General features: G+C 39.0%; 23 protein-coding genes. 21 read left to right on the top strand and 2 right to left on the bottom strand.

Annotation, left to right across the window (positions count from 1 at the left end):
• The first annotated feature begins 86 nt into the window (after nt 1–86).
• The 6 genes from GNT69_RS06085 (at nt 87) to GNT69_RS06060 (ending at nt 6575) form a co-directional block, all read left to right on the top strand.
• On the top strand, nt 87–452 hold the full coding sequence (locus GNT69_RS06085) for a Na-translocating system protein MpsC family protein (protein ID WP_203554088.1): 366 nt from the start codon (nt 87–89) through the stop codon (nt 450–452).
• A 280-nt stretch (nt 453–732) separates the two neighbouring features.
• Nucleotides 733–1935, top strand: a complete 1203-nt coding sequence (locus GNT69_RS06080) for an L-lactate MFS transporter (RefSeq protein WP_203554087.1) — start codon at nt 733–735, stop codon at nt 1933–1935.
• A gap of 204 nt (nt 1936–2139) precedes the next feature.
• A complete protein-coding gene (locus tag GNT69_RS06075) occupies nt 2140–2790 on the top strand; it encodes a hypothetical protein (RefSeq protein WP_203554086.1) in 651 nt (216 codons plus the stop codon).
• Between the two features lie 219 nt (nt 2791–3009).
• Entirely contained in the window at nt 3010–3960 is a 951-nt protein-coding gene (locus GNT69_RS06070; RefSeq protein ID WP_343206465.1) for a ribose-phosphate diphosphokinase, read from the top strand.
• Between the two features lie 91 nt (nt 3961–4051).
• On the top strand, nt 4052–4975 hold the full coding sequence (locus GNT69_RS06065) for an ABC transporter ATP-binding protein (protein ID WP_203554085.1): 924 nt from the start codon (nt 4052–4054) through the stop codon (nt 4973–4975).
• On the top strand, nt 4968–6575 hold the full coding sequence (locus tag GNT69_RS06060; protein ID WP_203554084.1) for an ABC transporter permease: 1608 nt from the start codon (nt 4968–4970) through the stop codon (nt 6573–6575). The genes GNT69_RS06065 and GNT69_RS06060 overlap by 8 nt, the downstream gene beginning before the upstream one ends.
• A 277-nt stretch (nt 6576–6852) precedes the next feature.
• On the opposite strand, the gene GNT69_RS06055 is transcribed toward GNT69_RS06060, so the two are convergent.
• The gene (locus GNT69_RS06055; protein WP_203554083.1) at nt 6853–7647 is read right to left on the bottom strand and encodes a 2-phosphosulfolactate phosphatase; all 795 of its coding nucleotides are present in this window, start codon (nt 7645–7647) and stop codon (nt 6853–6855) included.
• Between the two features lie 13 nt (nt 7648–7660).
• The gene (locus tag GNT69_RS06050; protein ID WP_203554082.1) at nt 7661–8716 is read right to left on the bottom strand and encodes a phosphotransferase family protein; all 1056 of its coding nucleotides are present in this window, start codon (nt 8714–8716) and stop codon (nt 7661–7663) included.
• A gap of 292 nt (nt 8717–9008) precedes the next feature.
• On the opposite strand from GNT69_RS06050, the gene GNT69_RS06045 reads away from it, so the two are divergent.
• The 15 genes from GNT69_RS06045 (at nt 9009) to GNT69_RS05975 (ending at nt 24964) form a co-directional block, all read left to right on the top strand.
• A complete protein-coding gene (locus tag GNT69_RS06045; RefSeq protein WP_203554081.1) occupies nt 9009–10769 on the top strand; it encodes a sigma 54-interacting transcriptional regulator in 1761 nt (586 codons plus the stop codon).
• A gap of 316 nt (nt 10770–11085) precedes the next feature.
• Nucleotides 11086–12240, top strand: a complete 1155-nt coding sequence (locus tag GNT69_RS06040; RefSeq protein ID WP_203554080.1) for a thiolase family protein — start codon at nt 11086–11088, stop codon at nt 12238–12240.
• 53 nt (nt 12241–12293) lie between these two features.
• On the top strand, nt 12294–13064 hold the full coding sequence (locus GNT69_RS06035) for a 3-hydroxyacyl-CoA dehydrogenase (protein ID WP_203554079.1): 771 nt from the start codon (nt 12294–12296) through the stop codon (nt 13062–13064).
• Between the two features lie 71 nt (nt 13065–13135).
• On the top strand, nt 13136–13921 hold the full coding sequence (locus GNT69_RS06030; RefSeq protein ID WP_203554078.1) for an enoyl-CoA hydratase: 786 nt from the start codon (nt 13136–13138) through the stop codon (nt 13919–13921).
• A gap of 61 nt (nt 13922–13982) precedes the next feature.
• Nucleotides 13983–15212 (top strand): acyl-CoA dehydrogenase family protein, encoded by a 1230-nt coding sequence (locus GNT69_RS06025; protein ID WP_203554077.1) that lies wholly within the window; start codon nt 13983–13985, stop codon nt 15210–15212.
• A gap of 249 nt (nt 15213–15461) precedes the next feature.
• On the top strand, nt 15462–16001 hold the full coding sequence (locus GNT69_RS06020; protein WP_203554076.1) for an NADPH-dependent FMN reductase: 540 nt from the start codon (nt 15462–15464) through the stop codon (nt 15999–16001).
• 22 nt (nt 16002–16023) lie between these two features.
• Nucleotides 16024–17013, top strand: a complete 990-nt coding sequence (locus GNT69_RS06015) for a 3,4-dihydroxy-2-butanone-4-phosphate synthase (protein ID WP_203554075.1) — start codon at nt 16024–16026, stop codon at nt 17011–17013.
• A 218-nt stretch (nt 17014–17231) separates the two neighbouring features.
• Nucleotides 17232–18299: an LLM class flavin-dependent oxidoreductase gene (locus GNT69_RS06010; RefSeq protein ID WP_203554074.1), complete on the top strand. Its 1068-nt coding sequence runs from the start codon at nt 17232–17234 to the stop codon at nt 18297–18299.
• A gap of 29 nt (nt 18300–18328) precedes the next feature.
• Complete coding sequence (locus GNT69_RS06005; RefSeq protein WP_203554073.1) at nt 18329–19126, top strand: alpha/beta fold hydrolase; 798 nt, start codon at nt 18329–18331, stop codon at nt 19124–19126.
• A gap of 114 nt (nt 19127–19240) precedes the next feature.
• The gene (locus GNT69_RS06000) at nt 19241–20002 is read left to right on the top strand and encodes an SDR family NAD(P)-dependent oxidoreductase (RefSeq protein ID WP_203554072.1); all 762 of its coding nucleotides are present in this window, start codon (nt 19241–19243) and stop codon (nt 20000–20002) included.
• Between the two features lie 63 nt (nt 20003–20065).
• Complete coding sequence (locus tag GNT69_RS05995) at nt 20066–21202, top strand: CaiB/BaiF CoA transferase family protein (RefSeq protein WP_203554071.1); 1137 nt, start codon at nt 20066–20068, stop codon at nt 21200–21202.
• A gap of 470 nt (nt 21203–21672) precedes the next feature.
• A complete protein-coding gene (locus GNT69_RS05990) occupies nt 21673–22740 on the top strand; it encodes an LLM class flavin-dependent oxidoreductase (RefSeq protein ID WP_203554070.1) in 1068 nt (355 codons plus the stop codon).
• 72 nt (nt 22741–22812) lie between these two features.
• A complete protein-coding gene (locus GNT69_RS05985; protein ID WP_203554069.1) occupies nt 22813–23217 on the top strand; it encodes a nuclear transport factor 2 family protein in 405 nt (134 codons plus the stop codon).
• A 124-nt stretch (nt 23218–23341) separates the two neighbouring features.
• Nucleotides 23342–24511 (top strand): thiolase C-terminal domain-containing protein, encoded by a 1170-nt coding sequence (locus tag GNT69_RS05980; protein ID WP_203554068.1) that lies wholly within the window; start codon nt 23342–23344, stop codon nt 24509–24511.
• A gap of 36 nt (nt 24512–24547) precedes the next feature.
• Nucleotides 24548–24964, top strand: coding sequence for a Zn-ribbon domain-containing OB-fold protein (locus tag GNT69_RS05975; RefSeq protein ID WP_203554067.1), 417 nt, complete (start codon nt 24548–24550; stop codon nt 24962–24964).
• Nucleotides 24965–25001 lie beyond the last annotated feature (37 nt).

The following is a 25001-nucleotide window of genomic DNA, read 5'->3' as shown; positions in this document are numbered from 1 at the left end:
AAAATAAATACAAAGTCAATGAGTATATTCCAATTAGACATGGTAAACTGTAAGATATGTGTTAATTTGTCATTAGAGAGGTCGTTATGGAGAAGTCAAAAGGTTTTATTGAAGCAGAAATTAGTAAGGCAATTACTCAATGGGAGAAGGACTTCCTCGGTCGAGGTTCAGTATCTGTGAAATCTGACATTTTGCGGGATATGATTATAGTCACTTTAAAGGGGGTTCTTTCTCCAGCAGAACATACCGTTTGTCAAACAAAAGAAGGAGTATTATCCATCAAGAAAATTCGGTCGGAGTTAGTTGAATCGGGGGTGAATGAATTAAAGGAAATGATTCATTCCATCACCGGGGGAGAAGTGAAAAGTTTCCATACAGATATAAGTACTCAAACAGGTGAACGTTTAATGGTATTTAAATTACAATCTGATTATGATAAAAACTTCCTTTAGAAAAAAGAATGAAAATCTTGATTGTAGAATTGACATAGAAATGAGTGTGTCATATAATAAGCAACAATGCTGATCGCTTTTATCAATGTCACGTGACAAGGAGAGAAGAAATCAGATCTTATTGATTGTATGTTGGAATGTTAAAATATGGTTGCTTCTATAAACGCACAGAGTGTGAGTGTAAAAGAGACCAACGCTGATGTTAAAAAACATCACCGTTGGTCTCTTTTTTTGATTATTTTTTCAACTAAATAGCTTAAGGTTTTAAGGAGGTTTTCACATGAATCGATGGTTAGTCGTATTAGGCGCAGTGATTATTCAAATGAATTTAGGTGCCGTGTACGCATGGAGTTTATTTAACCAGCCACTAATGGATAAATTTGGCTGGTCAAGAGAAGATGTTGTTGTAACGTTTTCTATTACTATTGCCGTTTTTGCCTTCGTCACGATTTTCGCAGGCAGACTTCAAGATCAATTGGGTCCTAGATTGGTAGCAACTGTTGGCGGATTGCTCCTTGGGGTTGGCGTCATGATGGCAAGCCAAGCAACGACTTTATTTCAATTATATTTCTTTTACGGGGTCATCGGCGGAATAGGAATTGGGATGACATATGTTTGTCCGCTGTCTGCATGTGTTAAGTGGTTTCCTGATAAAAGAGGATTTATTAGTGGGATGGCTGTAGCAGGCTTTGGATTAGGTGGACTCATCTACAAACCAATTATCGACTATTTAATCAATCTTACAGGGGTTTCTTCATCGTTTTTATATATTGGCCTTATTTATTTAGTGTTCGTCGTTGCAGGTGCACAGCTGTTAAGAAACCCACCAACTGATGGGCAATCATCATTGAGCGAAGCAAGTGCTCCGATGAATACTGGTAGTCAGTTCACACCGAAACAAATGCTTTCAACTTATCAATTTTATATTTTATGGTTTATGTTTCTATTTGGGAGCATATCCGGGTTATTAGTGATTAGTTTTGCTGTCGATATTGGTGTTGATTTAGTAAATATTAGCCTTGAAAAAGCTGGAAATGCAGTAATGGTCATTGCCTTATTTAATGCAGCCGGACGGATTATTTTAGGGAACTTGTCTGATCGTTACGGTCGTAAAAATACGTTGATGATTATTTACAGCGTAACAGCACTGATGATGTTCTATATGAGCATTGGTCCAATGAATTATCCGTTGTTTCTAGTCTGTGTTTCGTTAATTGGCTTTTGCTTTGGTGGCTTTTTAGCGATTTTCCCTTCATTAACTGCTGATTATTATGGAACGAAAAACATGGGAATGAACTATGGATTCATGTACCAAGCGTACGGTTTGTCTGCTTTTGTTGGTCCGTTTGTCGTAAAGGTTCTTCCATTTAACCAAGCCTTTTTATTAGCAGGCGTTATTTGTATCGTAGCGATTGGAATGGCTAAATTAGTAAAAATTCCTAAGAAGATCGCTGTTGAGCAATTACAGCAAAAGGGAGCTTAATCTTTAATAAAAGCGAGCTTAATAAAAAACAACCTCTATTAAGGCAAAGAGCCTCTCATAGAGGTTTTTTTTTGCGGAATTCTTTTGAATTCCCTTTCTCATAATGCTTTGTTGTAATATTTAGAATCAAGGCTGGAAAATGTTGAAACAAATCTGAACTTTATTCGTCTAATATATATAGGGATATTTAGGGGGGGATAAAGATTGTTACAGAAGTTATTAATACCTATTTTTATGGTAGTTGTCTTTTTAGTTACTAGTACAATCCATTTTCAAGCTTCCCAAAGCCATGTAGATGCGGATCAACCAGTTGATATCAATGTGAGAGCCACTACAATTGACGCGAATTCTTCTGTTCAAAAGCAAGAAAAAGGAGAAAGTCCCCTTGGTAATAAAGATTTGAAGGAAAAGCGAATGGTTGATAGAAGTAGTCAATCGATTGAAAACAATCGTACCCAAGTAGAAACACTTACTCGTGCGCATGATGAAGCAAAAATCATAATTGACGGCTATGAGTATATTTTAATTATGGATGACGAGAAGTTTCCTAATTTAAGAAAATTAATCATATTGGCAGGAAAATATGGAGCAAAACTATATGGAATCGAATATAGTGATGTTTTCGCAATGACAAAAGAAGGTGAAACAATTGCTCATATCACTTCAGGACATTATTCCGTCTTGCCAGCCTATGCAGAGATGATTAAGGAAATATTTCTAGATGAATACATAGGCATTCAAGAAAAAATCGATTTAGTCCTGGAAACCAGCGCTCCTGTTACAGTAAAGGTAGACGAATATACAATATACAAAATTTATATAAAAGATGGGTGGTTAATGATCGGGACTTCCTGACTATATGGGCTCTTCTCAAACTTGAGGGGAGTTTTTTTACTGCTCATTTCGCAAAAATCCTCTCTATCCTTGCTTGTTAGGGAAGGATTGAAGTTTAGTTATTTCCCGCGGCGCCCTACCATTCTATTAATGGTTATAGTAAAATTAGATAATTGAAATGCTTATTGGAAAAACTTAAATTGAAATTCAAATTGAAATTTACATTGTGGGGGACTTAAGGTGGCGTATAAATTAAAAACAAGGTTTAAAATGTTTGCATTAAATTCAAATCAAACACTTGCAAAAGAAATGGCTGGATTATTGGGTTGTGAGTTAGGTAAATGCTCTGTTTCTAAATTCAGTGACGGGGAAATACGAATTCATATTGAAGAAAGTGTACGGGGAAGTGAGGTGTATATCGTCCAATCAACTTCTGATCCTGTTAATGAACATATTCTGGAACTTTTAATTATGATTGATTCGTTAAAACGGGCGTCTGCAAGTAAAATCAATGTTGTTATCCCGTATTATGGATATGGACGCCAAGATCGAAAGGCTAGATCCCGGGAACCAATAACCGCGAAATTAGTGGCGAATTTATTAGTTGCAGCAGGAGCGACTAGAGTTATATCAATCGATCTCCATACAGCTCAAACGCAAGGATTTTTCGATATTCCAGTAGAACATCTTATCGGTGTGCCAATCCTCTCTGAATATTTCGCGAACAAGGGGTTGGAAGATATTGTTGTAGTTGCACCGCATAATGGAAGCATTGGCCGCGCAAGAAAAATGGCGAACTTTTTGCATGCACCATTAGCCCTTGTTGATAAAAGAACCCTTGAGGAAGATGGGATTGAAACCCTAAATGTAATCGGAAACGTACAAGGAAAAACCGCCATTATCATTGATGACTTAATCGATACTGGGAATACCATCACATTAGCAGCAAAAGCTTTGGCTGACTATGGTGCAAAATCAATCTACGCAGGAATTACACATGCTGTTTTTACCGGTGAGGCCATTTATAAAATTGAATCGTCACCAATCAAAGAATTGGTCGTAACAAATACAATTGAGCTACCGAAAGAGAAGGATTGTAAAAAAGTAACAAAGATTTCTGTTGCTCCATTGCTAGTAGAAGCGATTGATCGCGTTCATAACGAAAAAGCAGTCAGTCCATTATTTGAGTAGTAAGAACAAGGTTCGACGATAGGAACAATTTGAAATCCCTGCTTTTCCCTATTACATGGTTGATGTTTTTATAAAACGAGGAGGTTTGATGATGAATGTATTAAAAGTATCGAATTTGACGAAAAGGTTCGGTTCGTTTCTCGCTTTAGATGGTGTCAACTTGGAGGTAAATAGTGGAGAAATATTTGGGTTTATCGGACCAAATGGTGCAGGGAAATCAACGACGCTTCGTGTGTTGCTCGGCATTTTAAAGGCGTCGGAAGGAGAAGTGAAAATCTTTGGAAAGGACGCTTGGGATGATGCAGTTGAAATTCATAAACGCCTCGCTTACGTACCAGGGGATGTGAACTTATGGCCTAATTTGACTGGTGGAGAAGTAATTGATCTATTTGTTAAATTACGAGGAACAAATCATAAAAGCAAACGTGAGGAGTTAATTAAGCGTTTCGATTTTGATCCAACGAAGAAATGTCGTACATACTCTAAGGGGAACCGGCAAAAGGTGGCATTAATCGCTGCCTTTTCTTCGGATGCTGACCTATACATATTAGATGAACCAACTTCAGGCTTAGATCCATTGATGGAACAAGTTTTTCAGGAATATGTGATGGAAGAAAAAAACCAAGGGAAAAGTGTGTTGCTGTCGAGTCATATTTTATCTGAAGTAGAAAAATTATGTGATAAAGTAGCCATCATTCGTGAGGGGAGAATCATCGAAACCGGGACGTTAACCGAGCTTCGCCATTTAACACGTACCCAGATTCATGTGGAAACAAAAAGTCCTATTTTGGCATTGGAAGAACTCGAGGGCATTCATGAACTTGATGGGATGGGACAAGGAGCTTCCTTCCAAGTGGATACGGATAAAATGGATCAGGTCATATCGTATATAAGTCAATTTGGTGTGATGAAGTTGGAAAGTGCTCCACCAACATTAGAAGATTTATTTATGCGGCATTATGAAGGAAAGGGGAAGGAAGGGAGTCCTGAAGTGGGGGGAAGAACGAATGGATAAAACGTTATTATCCAAAACCGCTCGACTTTCCTATTTTATTCTCCGCCTTGATCGTATCCGAATTCCACTGTGGTTATTTGGATTAACGTTCTTTACAATCATCGTACCAATTGCATTTGATGAATTATATGGTTCTGATTCAGCAGGCGAAACAGCAGGGTTAGCGGAAACAATGGCCAATCCAGCAATGACAGCAATGGTAGGACCAGGAAACTTAGATGATTACACGATTGGTGCGATGACTGCCCATCAAATGCTATTAATGACAGCTGTCATCGTCGGGCTGATGGCTATTTTACTTGTTGCCCGGCACACGAGAGCTGATGAGGAAGATGGACGCCTTGAAATGATTCGTTCCTTTCCAGTTGGCCGACTTTCCTACCTTAATGCAACATTGCTTGTAATCACAGGAACGAGTGTCCTTTTAGCTCTTATCAATGGATTCGGTTTATATGCACTTGGAATCGAGAGTATGAATCTAGAGGGATCAATGTTATACGGAGCTTCTCTAGGGGCTACCCTGCTCTTTTTTGCAGGGATCACTGCCATTTTTGCACAACTTTCGCAAAGTTCACGAGGAACGATTGGATTATCCATTTCGTTTTTACTTTTAGCTTATCTTGTTCGTGGAATGACTGATGTTAGCAATGAAGCACTTTCATGGATTTCGCCATTAGGTTGGGTAACGAAGGCGGAAGTATATTGGAATAATAATTGGTGGCCGATCCTTTTATTGACAATAGGTTCTTTTCTCTTATTTATTCTCGCAAATTTTTTTAATGCGATTCGCGATCTAGAAAGTGGCTTTTTCGCTGCAAGACCCGGTAGGAAATATGCATCCCTTTTTTTACAAAGTCCACTTGCACTTTCACTACGACTTCAGCGTACGGGAATAATTGCTTGGGGAATAGGTATGTTCGTGCTAGGTGCATCTTACGGATCTGTTTTGGGGGATTTAGAAGCGTTTATTAGTGATAATGAACTGTATTCACAATTGCTAGTCCAAGCCGAGGGGGTTTCCATTACTGAACAGTTTCTCCCGATGTTAATTATAGTGATGACCCTTATTGGGGTGATTCCTCCGATTATGGCGATCAATAAGCTTCGAGCAGAAGAGAAGAAAGGTCGTTTGGAGCATCTATTAAGTAGGGCTGTTTCACGGACAGAGTTAATTGGCGGATATTTGCTCATCTCCGTTGTAAATGGATTTGTGATGGTTTTACTTGGGGCTTTAGGACTTTGGTCAGCAGGAAATGCTGTGATGGATGAAGGGATAAGGTTTGGAACCATTTTTAGCGCAATGATGGCATATTATCCGGCTATACTTGTGATGATTGGTGTCGCAGTTGTATTGATTGGCTTTGTACCTAGATGGACTAATATCATTTGGCTTTATGTATTTTATTCTTTCATCGTCATCTATTTTGGTGGTTTATTTCAATTTCCAGATTGGGTAGGAAAACTTTCTCCTTTTGGTCATGTAGCACAAGCTCCAGTAGAGGAAGTGACATTAAGGCCCCTTTTCTTTCTTAGTATAATCGCCGTTGCCCTGATTGCCAGCGGAATGATTGGCTATAAAAAACGTGATTTAGAGTCTTAATAATTAATTAAATAAGAGTCTTTCAGGCTGTCGAGTTATTCTCGACAGCCTGAATTGATTCTGTAAAACAATTTTGGTACTACGCTTCACTATCTTGGGTGAAATAGCCTCCGACGAAAAGGATGGCCAAAAATAGTGAAAGAAAAAGAAATCTCATTTATTATCCTCCTCCGTTTATCACACGGGTTGCAAATATTTTTTACTAGAAAAGAAAGTGTAAATTTTAGAAGTTAGAACTGTCTAGCTCCAGCCCCTGAGCAAGGCGCTTGCGCTTTTCTTATGAATTACTCAGCTTTTGGTGACCTTCATGAATGGTGATTCCTACTTGGTCCAATTCTAAATAAGGATAGTCACCATTTCTCAAGACGGGAACAACCCGATAAAGATCTCGTTGTACAGAATGATAAATGGATCGTTTATATCCTAAAGTTGTTAACAATTTACCAGTATGCGAGCTGAGAAAATAGTCTTGCAGAGCCTCATCATGACAATTCTCGTAAAATTTAAGCGCTACTATCGCTGAATCTGATAATTCAAATTCATTTCCTGACAACTTCTGCAAATGATGGATGAAATGGCCAGCGCCGATGAAATCCTCCATTGAAAACCCACCATGATTCCCGGAACAGACGAGGAGAATGGATTGCTCTTTATGTGCTTGTAAAAGGTTTTGAGCGACATACTTCCCATTTAATAAACTTGATGCATATACAAGAGAAGCATTAAGTGATTTCTTTAACGCCACTGTTCCATTTGTGGTAGATAAGATTACCGTTTTTCCTTCAACATTCGATTCGATTAGTTCTAATGGACAAGGATACTTAAAGTTTTCAAGTGACTGTCCTTTTACTTCTCCAGATAAAATGACTGAATTTTTATCAATATTTAAATTTTCGCTCAATTGTAAAGCCTCTTCGGCGTTTAAAACGGGAATTACTTTCTTTGCGCCATATTGTAAAAGGGTCGTAATCGTCGTTGTTGCCAACATAACATCAAAAACAACAACAATACAGTTTCTAAGTTTCGTAGGGTCAATGAATTCCTTTTGCGTCAATACATGGATTCTGGTCATACTAGGTCCTTTCCTATCTTTTATTTGAAAAAATCACATTATGGGACAAAGTCATTAAGTTACGAATCCCTTCATTTAGGGTGCTAAATCGATCATCTGAAAGATGCCCTTCTTTCCAACGATAATAAATTTGCTGTAAGATGACGGCAATTTTAAAGTAGGCAAAGCCTAAATAAAAATTAAAATTAGATAAATCTCGATTGCTTTTCTTGGCATATCGTTCGATAAAATCTTCTCTAGAAATAAAACCACCGAGAGTTGTTACAGAATTTATGGCTGTATAAGGATCATTTTCATCCTTCCAATAAGCAACTGCAGATGCTAAATCAGTGAGTGGATCGCCTATGGCCGACAATTCCCAATCGAAAACTCCGACTACTTTTCCTGGATTGCTTAAGGATAGCATCATATTATTTAGCTTGTAATCATTATGAACAATGGTAGCACGAGGGGATGTTGGGATATTCGCCAAAACCCATTTTTCGATATCACGATAAACACCGATTTCATCTGTTTTACTATTATGATAACGTTTAATCCATCCATGTACTTGTCTTTCTAAATATCCCTCAGGTCTCCCCATCTCTTGTAAACCTGCTTGCTCATAATCAATGTCGTGAAGCTGTACCAATGTATCTACGGTCGATTCAGAAATAGACTTCTTTATATTTGGAATGGAATCATATTCCGGAGGCATTGTATCATCAAGGACAACGCCATTTTTTTTCTCCATTATATAAAAGGGTTTATCCATAATGTTCGGATTGTTTTCACATAAGTAAGGTTTTGGTGCGAGCGGGAAAACAGGATTAATTCCTTTTAGTAAGTTATACTCTCTTTCCACATCATGAGCTTTAGGTGGGATTTTCCCGAAAGGAGGACGCCTCATGACTGATTCCCACTCTCCGACTTTAATAAGGAATGTTAAGTTTGAATACCCCTCTGAAAATTGTTTCACTTCCATTGGGTCTTCACTAAGATTAAGTTGCTGTCTAAGGTAGGATTCAAATTCTGACCAGTTAATTTCTTTTTCAGCTTGAGCAGAAACAGTTATTTTATGTTTTAACATCGTTTACCTCCTATAAACTTTCGATTGACTAATAAACATGCAATAATCATGCCGGAATTAAGAAAGAAGGCGATTGTGGTGATAGATTAAATCATATTGTGATTAGGAAGGGATAAGCGCAGCATTGCTTTTCCGTAAATCTGATTGTTTTCCGTACAGGGAAGGATATATAGTGTTGTCATTTCAAACATTTTCGGGCAGATAGTAGTCTTTTAGCTTGACTATTATTTATTTTCTGAACATACTGAATAAAGGGGATGTTTAATATAGAAGCAAAGGGGGAAACTTCAACTTGGAAACAATTAAAGATTTTATGACCCCAATAGAGGAATACTTACAACCTGATCAAACTCTTCGTGAAGCAATTTTATTAATGAATAAATACCGGCTAAATACGTTACCTGTTGTTGACGCTTCAGATAAATTAATCGGTGTTTTTACACGAAGTATTCTTTACGAGATGCTTCTAACAAATAAAAAAATGGAAACACCAATCGGTAAATTTATTAAGAAAGACATAGGAACAATTTCGGAAAATATTTCCGTTGTAAAATTAGAAGAACAGATAGCTGTCAGTGAGGTAGGGACTGGATTTGTTGTAAACACGGAAGGGAAACCTATTGGCGTCATCGATAAATCAGATGCTCTTAAAAGTTTTATACAGAAGACCCAATTACTTACAGAGCAGTTAAAATGGAAAAGCCTTTTACAAACAGTGATTGAGAATTCTTATGATGGTTTAGTTATGGTAAATGAAAAGGGAAACATTACCTTCCTAAGCCCCTCCTTAGTGGAATTATTTGATCTTACAAAGACGGCAGTTGAAGATGTTCCAATTGATAAGATTTTTCCGCATTTTGAATTAACGAAAGTATTTAAAACAGGGATCGCGGATATTAGTGATTTTATGGAAGTGAAGGGGATTAATTATATTGTCCACCGCATACCAGTATATCAAGAGGATCAAATGATTGGTGCGATCGGGAAAATTGTGTACCGTCAACTGCACGAAGTTCGCGAGCGCTTTCGCAGTTATGAAAAATTGAATAAGGAAAGTGATATGCAAATTAAACATTCAGAGACATCACGGTTTAGCTTCGATGAAATCCTTTCCAATAATCCGCAAATGGAAAAATTGTTCAGAAGCGGAATGAAAGCTGGAAAAGGGAAAACAACCATTTTGGTTCGCGGAGAAAGTGGAACGGGAAAAGAACTTTTTGCTCATGCGATTCACAGTGCAAGCAATCGAAAGCACGGTCCTTTCATAACCGTAAATTGTGCAGCGATTCCTGAGCATTTATTGGAGTCTGAATTTTTCGGCTACGATGAAGGGGCCTTTACAGGGGCGAAGCAAAAAGGAAAAATCGGTAAATTTGAGATGGCTAACGGTGGGACACTGTTTTTGGATGAGGTGGGGGATATGTCTCTTCAACTACAGGCGAAGTTACTCCGGGTATTACAAGAAAGGGAGTTTTATCGTGTTGGTGGGACAAACCGGATTTCTGTCGATGTTCGAATCATCACAGCTACCCATCAAAAACTAGAGGAAATGGTGGAGGTAGGAACCTTTAGAGAAGATTTATTTTATCGATTGAATGTCATTTCAATTGAGATTCCTCCTCTGCGAAAAAGAAAGGAGGATATTTTGTTGTTAAGTCATGCGTTTATTTCTGAATTAAATAAACAGAATGGAACGAGTATTGTTGGCTGGGACCCGCTAGTTGAAAAGGTATTGTTAGAGTATGAATGGCCAGGGAATGTTCGGGAACTCCGTAATGTATTTGAACGAGCAATGGTTTTTGCTGAAAACGGAATCATTCAATTGGAAGATTTGCCAGAAACATTACTTAAGAAAACGGAAATGAATGTATTTATAGAAGAAGAGAATGAAAGCGATGAAAAAACATTACTAGAAAAGGCTGAAGAAATGGCGATAAAAGTGGCTTTGCAAAGATCAGAAGGAAATAAAAGTAAAGCATGTAAACTATTAGGAATAAGTCGTTCGGTCCTTTACGATAAATTAAAAAAATATCAAGAGATAAACATAACTTAATGAAAATGCGTATCCATTTAAATTAAAAAGCACAACTAAGTGCTTTTTTTGTTAGGTATAGGTACATCAATTTTTATCTATTGTTTGATTTTCAAACATAGGAATGGAAACTCTATTCTATTTTTCAAACAACTGGTCAATTTTTATTGAAAGTTTTCTTTGGCATATATACATATAAAAACTGGTTTAAAGCGTGAAATATCAGTAGGTTTTAAAATAATTTTAAAAAAATTTAAAAAATTTAAAAAGTTGGCACTGATATTGCATTAATTAAAAGTGACTGGTTCATCTTAATTAATAGCTAGGAGGAAAAGTTATGCGAGAAGTAGTAATAGTGGAAGCGGTTCGTACTCCTGTTGGGAGAAGAAAAGGTGTATTTAGTAATTTCCGCCCGGATGATTTAGCCGCTGATGTATTAAGAGAATTGGTGAATCGGGCAGGAGTATCTCCTGATTTAATAGAGGATGTTATTTTAGGCTGTGTTACCCAGGTCGGGGAACAGGGAGTCAATATTGCTCGTACAGCTGCACTTACAGCTGGGTTCCCTGTCCATGTTCCAGGAACGACAATCGATCGCCAATGTGGCTCCAGTCAACAAGCGGTTCATTTTGCGGCCCAAGCCATTTTAAGTGGGGATATGGATATTGTGATTGCCGGTGGTGTGGAGAGTATGACGAGAGTTCCGATGTTGTCAAACTTTACAGGGACTACATGGAGTGAAAAACTCACCTCTCAACACGAAATTATTCATCAAGGATTATCAGCAGAGCGAATTGGTGAAAAATGGGGAATTACCCGTGAACAAGCAGATGAATACTCACTCGAAAGTCATAGAAGAGCTCTAAAAGCACAAGAAGAGGGTCGATTCGATCGTGAAATTATGTCAATTGAAGTGACATTGGATGATGGGACAAAAAAGGTGATTACACAAGATGAAGGTCCTCGCGCAGATACGACGCTTGAAAAGCTTGGAAGTCTAAAACCTGCATTTATTGAAAACGGTATTATCCATGCGGGAAATGCAAGTCAGATGAGTGATGGAGCAGCGGTGTTGTTGCTGATGTCAAAAGAAAAAGCACTACAATTAGGGCTTAAACCTCGTTTTAAAGTACTTGCCCGGACAGTTGTAGGCTCTGATCCGACATTGATGTTAACAGGGCCAATTGAGGCGACAAAGCAAGTGCTTAAGAAAGCAAATTTAGAAGTTTCCGATATTGATATTTTTGAAGTAAACGAAGCATTTGCGCCAGTTCCGATGGCTTGGCTGGAAGAGATTCAAGCGGATCCTGCGAAGTTAAATCCAAACGGTGGGGCGATTGCTCTTGGTCATCCATTAGGGGCAAGTGGCGCGAGAGTAATGATTACCATGATTCATGAAATGGAAAGAACCGGAAGTCGATTTGGCCTTCAAGCGATTTGTGAAGGAAACGGGATGGCTAATGCGACAATTATTGAAAGAATTATTGATTAAAAGTCGCTCAAATCACTATATCAATTAAGCAAATAAAGAGGGAGGAATTTTGTATGAAAATGAATGATGTTATTGCAGTGGTTACAGGTGGTGGTTCTGGCCTAGGAGAAGCAACAGTTACGCGTATCGTAGAAAACGGGGGCAAAGCAGTCATTATTGACTTATCAGAAGAAAGAGGCGCAATTGTTGTCGAAAAATTAGGTTCTGACAACGTTTTATTTACAAAGGCAGATGTCTCAAATGAAGCTGAAGTTTCAGCAGCATTATCACAGGCGATTGAAAAATTTGGTCAAATCAATACGGTTGTAAATTGTGCGGGAATCGGTCCTGCGAAAAAAATACTGGGACGCGATGGTGTCATTGAATTGGCTGAGTTTAATAAAATCATCCAAATCAATTTGATTGGAACCTTTAATGTTACTCGTCTAGCTGCGGAAAAAATGGTGAATAATGAACCGAATGCAGAAGGGGAACGCGGTGTAATTATTAATACTGCATCTGTAGCAGCGTTTGAAGGTCAAATCGGGCAGGCTGCCTACAGTGCTTCCAAAGGCGGTGTCGTCGCAATGACCCTTCCAATTGCTAGGGAATTCGCGCGTTACGGAATTCGCGTAATGACAATCGCACCTGGTCTTATTCATACGCCATTATTTGATACTTTACCAGATAAGGCTAGAGAATCACTAGCTGAGATGGTACCATTCCCGTCTCGTCTTGGTCGCCCAGCTGAATATGCACAGCTTGCAGAAAGCATCATTGAAAACACAATGTTAAATGGTGAAGTCATTCGTTTAGATGGTGCGATACGCATGCAGCCAAAGTAAGAGGCTAGCGTCTGATATATGAAAGGATTTATTCACAGTAATATTTTACAGAATTTAAAGGAGGTACTCTGATGACCCAACTCGTACACCTTGAAAAACAAAATGGAATTGCAACAGTTACTTTAGATAATCCACCAATGAATGTTTTAAGTAAACAAGTTACCCAGGAATTAAAAGAAGTCTTTACTACAATCCAAGAGGACCCAGAAGTGATCGCCGTTGTCGTTACTGGTAATGGTGACCGCGCCTTTATGGCTGGGGCGGATATTAAGGAGTTCCCAAGCTGGATTGATTTAGAAAAAGAAGAAGTGAAAAAAGTAGCCAAGTCAAATCATGAAGTGTTTAATTTAATCGAACAATTAGAACAGCCGACCATTGCTTTATTAAATGGTTTTGCCTTAGGCGGTGGATGTGAATTAGCACTTGCTTGTGACATCCGCATTGCTGAGGATCATGCTCAACTTGGCCTCCCAGAAGTGAAATTAGGATTATTGCCTGGTGCAGGGGGGACCCAAAGACTACCTCGATTAATTGGGGAAGCAAAAGCGAAGGAATTAATGTTCCTTGGTGACTCGATTACAGCGGAGGAAGCATTACAAGTTGGATTGGTCAATCATGTTGTTCCAAAGGGAGAGGGGATGGAAGCTGCCCTTTCCATGGCCAAAAAGGTTTCACGCCTTTCGCTGCAGGCTCTAAGTCGAATTAAGCGTGCGGTTGATGAAGGAGCTGACCAGCCACTGGAGGCGGCCCTGGAAAATGAAGTGGATCTTTTTGTAGAACTTATTAAAACGGAGGATGCACGCGAAGGAGTAGAGGCGTTTATTGAAAAGCGCCGCGCTCAGTTTACCCATAAGTAATCTTAAAACTTCGCCGAATTTCTCTTTTATATAATCTTTTAAAATACGGGAGGGTTTATCTATGTTATTTGAAAAAAGTGCTAGAGTCCAAGAACTAGAGAAAAGAGTTACTGAGTTTATGAATGAAATCGTGCTGCCGAATGAAAAAGTCTATGAAGAACAATTGAATTCAGGAAAATCCCGCTGGGAAATCCCTCCGATCATTGAGGAAATGAAGGCACAAGCGAAAGCAGCTGGTCTTTGGAATCTGTTCTTGCAAAGCGACGAGTATGGACCAGGTTTAACAAACCTTGAATATGCTCCATTAAAAGAAATTATGGGGCGCTCAATGATTGGACCTGAAGTTTTCAACTGCTCTGCCCCTGATACTGGAAACATGGAGCTTCTAGAACAGTTTGGTTCACCAGAACAAAAAGAAAAATGGATGGTTCCACTTCTTGAAGGAGAAATTCGTTCTGCCTACGTGATGACAGAACCTGATGTTGCTTCTTCTGATGCAACAAATATTGCAACAAGAATTGTGCGCGATGGTGACGAGTATGTGATTAATGGGAATAAATGGTGGATTTCTAGCATAAAGGATCCGCGTTGTAAACTTATGATTCTAATGGGTAAAACAGATCCAAATGCGGAAAGACATAAACAACAGTCAATGATTATTATCCCTGTGGGAACACCAGGTGTTGTAGTTAAAGAACATCTTCCAGTCTATGGATACGATGATGCGCCAATGGGCCATGCGTTTGTTGATTTCAATGATGTCCGTGTTCCAGCTGAAAATATTATTCTAGGAGAAGGGCGAGGATTCGAAATCGCTCAAGGAAGATTAGGGCCTGGTCGTATTCACCATTGCATGCGTATGATTGGTATGGCGGAACGTGCTTTGGAACTGATGATTAAGCGTGCAGAAGACAGAGAACCTTTCGGGAAAACACTGATCGAACAAGGAGTCATTCGTAACTGGATTGCACAGTCACGTATCGAGATTGATCAAGCAAGATTATTAACGTTAAATGCTGCGTATATGATGGATACAGTTGGAAACAAGGTCGCACGTAAAGAAATCGCTATGATTAAAGTTCTTGTACCAAATATGGCATTGAATGTTCTAGACCGCGCGATTCAAACCCATGGGGCTGGCGGTGTAAGTAATGTCTTCCCATTGGCGCAGCTTTGGGCACATGTTCGCGCAATGAAGTTTGCTGATGGTCCGGATGAGGTGCATGCAGAAACAGTTGCAAAACTGGAAATTAGACAACAAGCAAAAGGTAGAGAGTTATTGACGATTTAATAAGGCTATTCACGGTTGGCCCTTCTTTGTTGTTAGCAAAATGGATTAGATTATTAGCACATTAAGTCATTTTGGTCATGTCACTGAGGATAAAAAGTCTCAGTGATGTGCACTTTTATGAATCTGCGCCACTTTTGTCGTCCAATGAGCGAGCAAAAGGAAGGTGAGCAAAAAATTCCGCGATAAAATTAAAACAAACGATTGTTATTTTCAGAATGAAATATTTTTAACGATGGGAGCAGTTCATTTATGAAAATTTTAGGAATCTCGGGAACCATCACTGGTTCAAAGACTGCGATCGTAATCAATCGAGTGATTGAAGAAATAAAGAAATCCGCCCCTAGTATTGAAACGGAAGTATTGGATTTGAAACAATACAATGTTCAATTTTGTGACGGACGCCCGCCATCTGACTATACAGGAGATACGAAGAAAGTGATTGAACTCATATCAGAGGCTGATGCTTACGTTATTGGTACGCCGATTTTTCAGGGTTCGTTTAGCGGAGCATTAAAAAATTTAATAGATTTGGTTCCTCCAACTGAGTTCAAACATAAAGTAATGGGCTTTGTTGCGACAGGTGGAAATCACCAGCATTATCTCGTCATTGAAAATCAATTAAAGCCGATTGCGGGCTATTTAAATACTTATGTAGCGCCAAGTTTTGTGTTTGCCCATAATGAACAATTCAACCAGCAAAATGAAATTGCAGATCCAGAATTGCTTAACAATATTAGTGAGCTTGCTAGGCAGATTGTTCAAATGCAACAGCAATTAATTCACAATTAATTAGGAAAGTAGATGATAAATTATGAGTGTGTTGTCATCAGCTAAACTTCCGTTAAGCCAATTGAAAGATGGTGGGTTAATTATTATTTATGATGATATAAACACACACATGGGAACAATCGTTGGCTTAGGGGAGTATGTAAATTCGGAAAAAGTAAACATAATGACCAAAATTGGAAGAGGTTTAGTTTATGCTTGTATTACTGAAGAAAGAGCGAAGCAATTAAAAATTCCCAAAATGGAAGATAATCAATTAGAAGGCACAAAACCATTTGCCGTCTCTGTTGATTACAAAGACACAACTACAGGGATATCTAGCTTTGAGAGATCAGATACGATTAAAGCATTAACATATGAGGAAGTGCAGGCTGACGATTTTAAAAGGCCAGGACATATCTTTCCCCTAATAAGTAAAGAAAGAGGCTTAATGGAGCGGGTGGATTTGGCGGAGGCAGTCGTTGACCTTGCAAAAATGGTATCCAATATTCATATCGGTTATATGTCAGAGATTTTAAATACAAATGGGGATGTCGCGAGCAAGAAAGAAGTTGAGGAAGTATCACAAGCAAATGCTTTACCGCTGCTAAAAATGAGTGAGCTACTAGAAATGAAGAAAGACCATGATATTTGTACGTTTAATGGAATGGTTATTAATGGGAGGAAGCTTGGACGAAGTATCGGATTCCCAACCGCTAATATTCATCCGCAAAAACCAGTGGAAGAATTGGTCAAAGGGGTATATGGAGTCAAAGTGTTTATCAATGATCAAGAACACATCGGAGTGATGAACGTCGGAAATCGCCCAACCTTCAATGAAAATGAGGATTCGATTCATTACGAGGTTCATATATTAGACTTCGACCAAGATTTATACTGGAAAACAATTGATGTAAAAGTATGCTTTTTCTTACGGGACGAGATTACTTTTTCAAGCATTTCGAACTTAGTCGTCCAGATCAATAAAGATATAGATATGGTAAGAAATCGATTTAATCCTTCAGCCGTAGAGTAATAGCGAAATAGGGTCAGTGAAAATTGCAGACGCCTTCGACAATGAAGGCGTTCGTTCACCAATTTTTTAAATTTCAGAAAATTATAAATAAAATATTGAAATACACTTTTTGTCTTGTTATAATAAAATCAAACAAACGGTTGATTTTTTAATTGGATGCTATCGCAGTCATCCATCATGATCGTTTGATGGGCTAATCGATGAGGGGGCTAATAATAATGAAAACAGGTCTATTTTATGTAAATGAATGTCATGACGGGAACTATGAGAGAGCATATGAAGAAATGCTGGAGCAAATTCAGTACGCAGAGGAATTAGGGTTCGAAAGTGTTTGGCTTGCAGAGCATCATTTTAATGAGTATGGAAGTTTACCTTCACCACAAGTTGCAGCAGCAGCAATCTCACAAATTACTAAAAAAATGGATATCGGAATTGGGATTAGTATTCTAAACTTCGATAATCCGGTTCGAATTGCTGAAGATTATGCGATGGTTGATATTTTAAGCAATGGTCGCTTGAAATTTGGTGGTGGACGAGGGTATCAGCCACATGAAGCAAAAGGCCTTGGTGTAAGTATGGAAAAAACCCGTGAAAAGTACTGGGAGTATGTGGAAATCATCCAGGGATTATGGGCAAATGATACGTTTAGTTATGATGGGGAATTCTATCAATTTGAAAATTTAAAATTAACGCCAAAACCTATCCAAAAAAGAGTTCCATTCTATCATGCTTGTATTAGTCCTGCATCATTCGATTTAATGGTTGAGAAAGAAGTTCATGAGTTCATGGTAACTCCAACATTAATGGTGATGGATGATGTTATAGCTTATACGAAGCGGACAAGAGAACGTTTAATTCAAAAAGGAATTACTCCTTCGATTCACCTAAATCTGCAAATGAACATTGCGGATAATACGGACCAAGCAATTAAGAATGTTGAAAAGGAAATGGATGTTTATTTCAACCGTGTTCTTGACATTATTCCTGGTGCAAAGGGAACGCAAGCTCCAGAAACATACGAACGTTTTGCTGAAGTAGCAAAAGAAATGGAAGGTCCTGTCGATATTGCTGGATTAAATCAATCTGGGATTGCTCTATTAGCAAATGCACCTGAAGCGATCAACCGTTTAGAGGCAGCTGAAGATGCTGGCATTAATAGCTTATCATGTTGGTTCCGCATGGGCGGGATGGAACATCGAAAGGTGATGCGAGCAATGAAGCGCTACGCAGATGAAGTTTTACCATATTTTAAAGCTGTTCAACGAAAGCAAAAAGTAAGTCAATAATCCAAATAAAATGATAGGGGGATTTAACGATGCCATATGTTGAGGTGGAAAAAGGAGTCCAATATTACTACGAGGACGTAGGACAAGGGAAACCGATTGTTTTTGTACATGGATGGGGCATGAATCGAAAAGTTTGGGAAAGACAGGTTGTGGATTTTAGTGACAAATTCAGAGTAATTACGATTGACTGTCGCGGCTGTGGAAATTCAGATAAACCTGCCCATGGCTACGAAATTGCAAAACTAGCAGATGACTTAAACGAAGTTATTTCTAAGCTAGAATTAAAAGATGCTACTCTCGTTGGTTGGTCTGCCGGTGGTTCAATTGTTATCGACTATGCAACACGGTATAGCAGTGAAGCGGTTACAAAAGCTGTTTCCGTTGGCGGGGCAGTGCCAAGGTATACATCGACAGAGGGGTTTGACCTTGGATTCCCACCAGAAAATGTTGAACAAACTCTAGCAGCGATGCGCACAAACAGACCAGCTTTAGTTCGTGCGATTGCAGATGGTTGCTTTCACCAAGACGTCGGCCAAGCAATGAAGGATTGGTTTTTCCAAAACTTTATGGAACAGTCTTGGTTTACTGAAAAAACAATGGCGGACTTAGGAAAAATTGATTTGCGAGAAAAGCTAAGTGATATTTCGATTCCAGTCGCCTTTTTCCATGGCCTTCATGATGGGGTTGTCCCACTTTCGTTATCAGAATATTGCGTAAAGGAAATTACAAATGCAAACCTAGTTGTATTTGAAAATAGTTCTCATGCGCCATTCATTGAAGAAATTGACCGATTTAATGAAGAATTGCTAGCATTTATTCAATCCTAGCAGATAATGAGCTAAAATAGATTGGTGATAGGCTACGCGTGACTAACCATTAGTGGGGGATGTGAAGAACCCCCCTCTGATGGAAGTTTCTAGTTTTAGCAGGGGGTGTATACGATGGGAAAGGTACTCGATGTGAGTGGTAAGGTTATATTAATTACTGGTGGCAGCCGTGGAATTGGTGCTGAAATGGCGAGGGAATTTGCTCGAGCTGGAGCAGATCTCGTACTTGCGAGCAGAAATAGGGAAAGCTGTGAGTTGGTTGCCAATGAAATTCGGGATTTAGGAAGAAGAGTAGTAACTGTTTCTTGTGATGTATCAAAACTAACCGATATTCGTAATCTATTTAAAGTAACGATGGAAGAGTTTGGAAGGCTTGATGTTCTTGTTAATAATGCTGGCGCGAATGTAACGAAATATGCCGTAGAGGTTACAGAAGAAGAATGGGATTATATTTACGATGTAAACATTAAAGGTTTATTTTTCGCTTGTCAGGAAGCAGCAAAAATTATGATTGAACAGAATTCTGGTAAAATCATAAATATTTCCTCTGTTGGCGGGGCAAAGCCATACAAACGCATTGGACCATACACGTCTTCAAAGGCAGCTGTGATTCATTTAACGAAATCGTTGGCAGCTGAATGGGCACGGCATAATATCCGGGTCAATTCAATTGCGCCAGGTCTAATTGGAACAGAAATCAATGAAAGAGAAAGAGAAAACCAGGATTGGCTGGAAGGGGCAATTAAGTCGATACCTTTGAGACGTTTAGGGGAGCCAAAAGACATCTCACAAATCGCTTTGTTCCTAATTACGGATGCTGCTGATTATATTACAGGGCAAACATTTTATATCGATGGTGGGACACTATCTGAATAGAGGAAGAATGATTGATAGGATCTCAATGGAGTTGTTAAAATTAAGAAGAAGGAGGTGTTTTGGATGACTTCCCCGTTACAATCCATAAAAGTACTTGATTTAACTCGTTTACTGCCAGGTCCATACTGCACAATGTTTTTAGCAGATTTTGGAGCGGAGGTTATTAAAGTAGAAGAGCCTAAATTAGGTGATTATGCTAGATTAGAAGAACCAAAAATTGATACTGAGAGCGCAATCTTTTCTTCGCTAAATCGTAATAAAAAGAGTGTCACACTTGATTTGAAATCTGAAGAAGGCAAAGAAATGTTTTTAGAATTGGTTAAAAATGCCGACGTTTTGGTTGAGTCATTCCGACCGCAAGTAATGGAACGATTAGGATTAGGATATGAAACATTAAAAAAACTCAATCCAAAATTGATTTATTGCGCTATTACTGGGTATGGTCAAACAGGTCCATATGCAAATAAGCCGGGACATGACATTAATTATATAAGTTATGCTGGTTTATTAAACTTATTGGGTGAACGGAACCGGAAACCAATTGCGCCACCGGTGCAAATTGCTGACGTTGGCGGAGGTTCGCTAATGGCGGTGGTTGGCATTTTAATGGCACTCCAAGCAAGAAATCAAACTGGAAAAGGACAGTTTGTCGATATTTCGATGCTAGATGGTGCAGTTTCCTGGCTGCAAACGACTTTGCCAAACTACTTAGTAGATCAGAATTTGCCAAACCGTGGCGAGTTGCCTTTATCTGGGGAGAAAGCGTGTTATGAAGTATATGAAACACTCGATCAACGGTTTTTAGCTGTTGGGGCTTTAGAAATGAAATTCTGGGTGGAATTTTGTAAAGCAATTGAAAGAGAAGATTTGATTGAATTTCTCGATTCGCCTCCTTATAAGCAGACGGAGCTTAAAAGTGAAATTGCTCAGATTATCAAAAAGAAAACGTTGGCTGAATGGAATGAAGTGTTTAGTCATTACGATGCTTGCGTTTCTCCAGTATTAAATTTTGAAGAAGTGACTAATAACGAGCAAATTCAAAACCGCCAAATGATTCATGAGGTTTCAGGGATTAATGGCAAACAAATTGGCAATCCAATTAAACTTTCAGAAACACCTGCATCCATTTATGCAAATGCGCCGAAACTGGGTGAGCATAATAAAGAAGTTCTTGAAAACCTTGGCATAAAGAACAAGTAAAGTACTCGGGTTTTTGTCGAATAAAAAGATAAAAAATAATTAAAAATTTTCAGAATATTGTTGCATAAACACTTTTTACAGACTATAATATAAATCAAATGGTTGTTTGTTTTATATTATAGTTTCCTTCAAATGAATGCTAAAAATCAGCTTTACTTAAAAAACTTTCCTCACAGTAATGAGTACAATCATCTTTGTGTAAGCGCTTTATCGTGACCTAGGTGAAAGCATCAACAACATTGTTACTTCTATAGGAGTCAAATTTTTATATCTGAAAGGAGTGATGGATCCAATCTAGTTTCTAATATGGAGATTCGTAGTGGGAATGCTGTCTGTTTATCGGTTAAGTCCTGTAGGGTGTGTAAAACAATCGCAATTTAAATTACTTAGTAAAATGCTTGGATTCTTATTTTAAAACAAATGTTTGTTTTATAAATTCACATAACAATAATTTAAAGGAGTGTTAAAGTATGGGTGTTAAAATGGGTCTTTTCTATGTTAATGAGTGTCATGATGATAATTATGAGCGTGCCTATGGAGAAATGCTTGAACAAATTCAGTATGGGGAAGAACTTGGGTTTGAAAGTGTTTGGTTAGCAGAACATCATTTTAGTGCCTACGGTAGCATGCCTTCACCACAGGTTGCGGCAGCAGCAATTTCGCAAATTACTGAAAAAATGGATATCGGGATTGGAATTAGTATTCTTAACTTCGATAACCCTGTTCGGATTGCTGAAGATTATGCAATGGTCGACGTTTTAAGTAAAGGGCGTTTAAAGTTTGGTGCTGGTCGGGGTTATCAGCCAAGTGAGGCGAAAGGCCTAGGAATTAGTTTAGAAAAGACGAGGGAACGTTATTGGGAGTATGTTGAAATTATCCAAGGATTATGGAGCAATGATACATTCAGCTATGATGGAGAATTCTATTCTTTTGAAAACCTTAAACTAACTCCAAAACCGGTTCAAGGCAGAGTTCCATTCTACCATGCGTGTATCAGCCCTGAATCTTTTGACTTAATGGTAGAAAAGAATGCACGGGAATTTATGGTGACACCGACGCTAATGGTTATGGATGACGTTCTTGACTATACAAGACGGACGAGAGATCGTTTACTTGCAAAGGGAATTGATCCTACGATCCATATGAACTTGCAAATGCATATTGCTGATGATACGGACCAAGCGATTCGTAATGTTGAAAAATCAATGATTACTTATTTTAATAAAGTACTAGAATTAATTCCTGGTGCAAAAGGTACTCAAGCTCCAGCGACGTATGAGCGTTTCGCAGAAGTGGCTAAAGAATTCGATGGCCCGCTTAATATTTCTGCTCTGAACGAAGGTGGCGTCGCTTTATTGGATAGCCCAGAAGGAGCAGTTAACCGTCTTGAAAAAGTTGAAGATGCGGGGATTGACAGTCTATCTTGCTGGTTCCGTATGGGAGACTTAGAACATCGCCAAGTTATGAAAGCAATGAAGCGTTATGCGGATGAAGTAATGCCATACTTCAAGTCACCTGCTAAAAGAGTGGGCGTTTAATCCCCATCGATTGCAAATTTAGCATTTCTATTGGTATGAATAATCAATTTATTTAGAGCGAGGGGATAAATAATGGGAAAAATTGAAGAACAAAACAAACAAATAGTGCGTGATTTTATGGAAACTTTCTCAACGGGAAATATTGATGCCTTTATGGAGTTCATGTCCGATACGGCCACTTGGTGGGTTGCCGGTACCATTGACGGAATTTCCGGAGAAAAGGGTATGAAGGAATTCAGAGAAATGAACTCAGGAATTGCGAACACAACGAAAACTGGAGCGATTTCTTTAACTCCATTGGCAGTGACGGCAGAAGGAAACCGTGTCGCTGTAGAGACAGAATCCTACTGTGAGTTAAATAACGGCCGTGTTTATAATAACTTATATCATTTTCTATTTGTCATCGAAAACGGGAAAATTGAAAAAGTAAAAGAATATTTAGATACAGAGCATACAAGAAAAGTTTTTCTTGATTAATACGAGAAATCAATTGTTGAAATGAATAGAAAAAAAGACAGGGTGAATGTAAAAGGCATTTACCCTGTCTTTAATGACAGACATCCTTTCATTTCTATTGTTTAGGTTAAAAAGGAGGAAGGAAATGGGTTCATTACGCGGAAAGGTAGCCATCGTTGGCGCAGCTGATACGGAAGTTGGGATTGTCCCCCATATGAGTGCGACCCAGCTTTGCGTGGAAGCAGGCCTCCGGGCAATGGCTGACGCTGGGATAAAAAAGGAGCAGATTGATGGTTTAATAACCTGTAATTCTTTTGCTGAACCGTATATGTATCATGCTGAGGCCATTGCTGAATATATGCAAATCTTCCCAAAGGTTTGTTTAGGGGTTAATACAGGGGGGGGGACGACTTTTTCTGTTATCCATCATGCCGCCTCTGCCATTTTATCCGGCATGTGCGAAACCGTATTAATTACGATGGCCGACAGTTTAAAAAGTGGGTTGACTCGTGAACAAGCGATGAGTATGCAGGTGTCTGCTGGTCATGCTCAGTTCGAGTTGCCATATGGTCCGTCGGTGCCATCATTATATGCTTTAATTGCAAAGGCCCATATGAACCAATACGGGACAACAGCAGAACAATTCGCGGCCATTTCGGTTGCTTGTCGTAAGCATGCAAGCCTGAATCCAACCGCTCAGATGAGGGAACCAATCACGATTGAGGATGTAGTAAATTCCCGCATGATTGCTGATCCTTTACACCTGTTGGATTGCTCATTAATTTCAGACGGAGGCTCTGCTGTCATTCTCACATCGGCCGAGCGAGCAAAAGATTTCCCTAATCAGCCTGTATACCTTTTAGGTGTGGGGGAAGGTCATAGCCATGAGCATATTAGCCAGGCTCGTAATCTGACGACCTCGGCAGCCGTTGAAGCAGGTCAACGCGCTTATGAAATGGCCGGCATTGGTCCAGAGGATATTGATTTGGCCCAGCTTTATGACTGTTTCACACCAACGGTTCTCATCGAGTTAGAAGATCTCGGTTTTTGCGAAAAAGGAGAGGGTGGCGCTTTTGTTGAGAACGGAGCAATCGAATTAGGCGGGAAATTACCGGTCAACACGCATGGTGGATTATTATCACACTGTCATCCTGGAAATCCGGGTTCGATGTTTGCTTTAACTGAAAGTGTTCTGCAATTGAGGCATCAGGGGGGAGATCGCCAAGTTCCAGGAGCGGAGGTGGCTCTAGTTCATGGCCAAGGTGGGATCATGTCGAGTCATACTACGCTAATCCTAGGTAGAGAACGTGATTAATTTTAGAAGAGTACTACGAATGCGAGGGTGATACGTATGAATGAACATTCTGGAAAACTATTTCCTCAACCAACAAAGGAGACGGCTAAATATTGGGAAGGCTGCCACAATCATGAACTGCTCATTCAAAAATGCAATAGTTGTGGACATTACCAATTTTACCCAAGATTGATGTGTACGGATTGCTCTAGCTATCATATTGATTGGGTGTCTGCATCTGGAAGAGGAAAAGTAAAAAGTTTTACGATCATGCACCGCGCAATTACAAAGGCCTATTTGGCTGAAACACCGTATGTCATTGCCTTAATCGAGCTTGAAGAAGGCCCGACGATGATGAGCAATGTTGTCGGTTGTGATCCTAAAACCGTAGAAATCGGGATGGATGTAGAAGTCACTTTTGAGGACTGGTCTGAGGAAATTACAATTCCAAAATTCAAACTGATTTCTACTTAAAATCAGGTTAATAAAATTTTGTTGTGAATCATACTTT

It is taken from the genome of Bacillus sp. B15-48 (genome assembly GCF_016879755.1).
Taxonomy (GTDB): Bacteria; Bacillota; Bacilli; order Bacillales; family Cytobacillaceae; genus Mesobacillus_B.
Note: the sequence above shows the minus strand (reverse complement) of the source record. Positions and strands in the feature narration are given on the sequence as shown.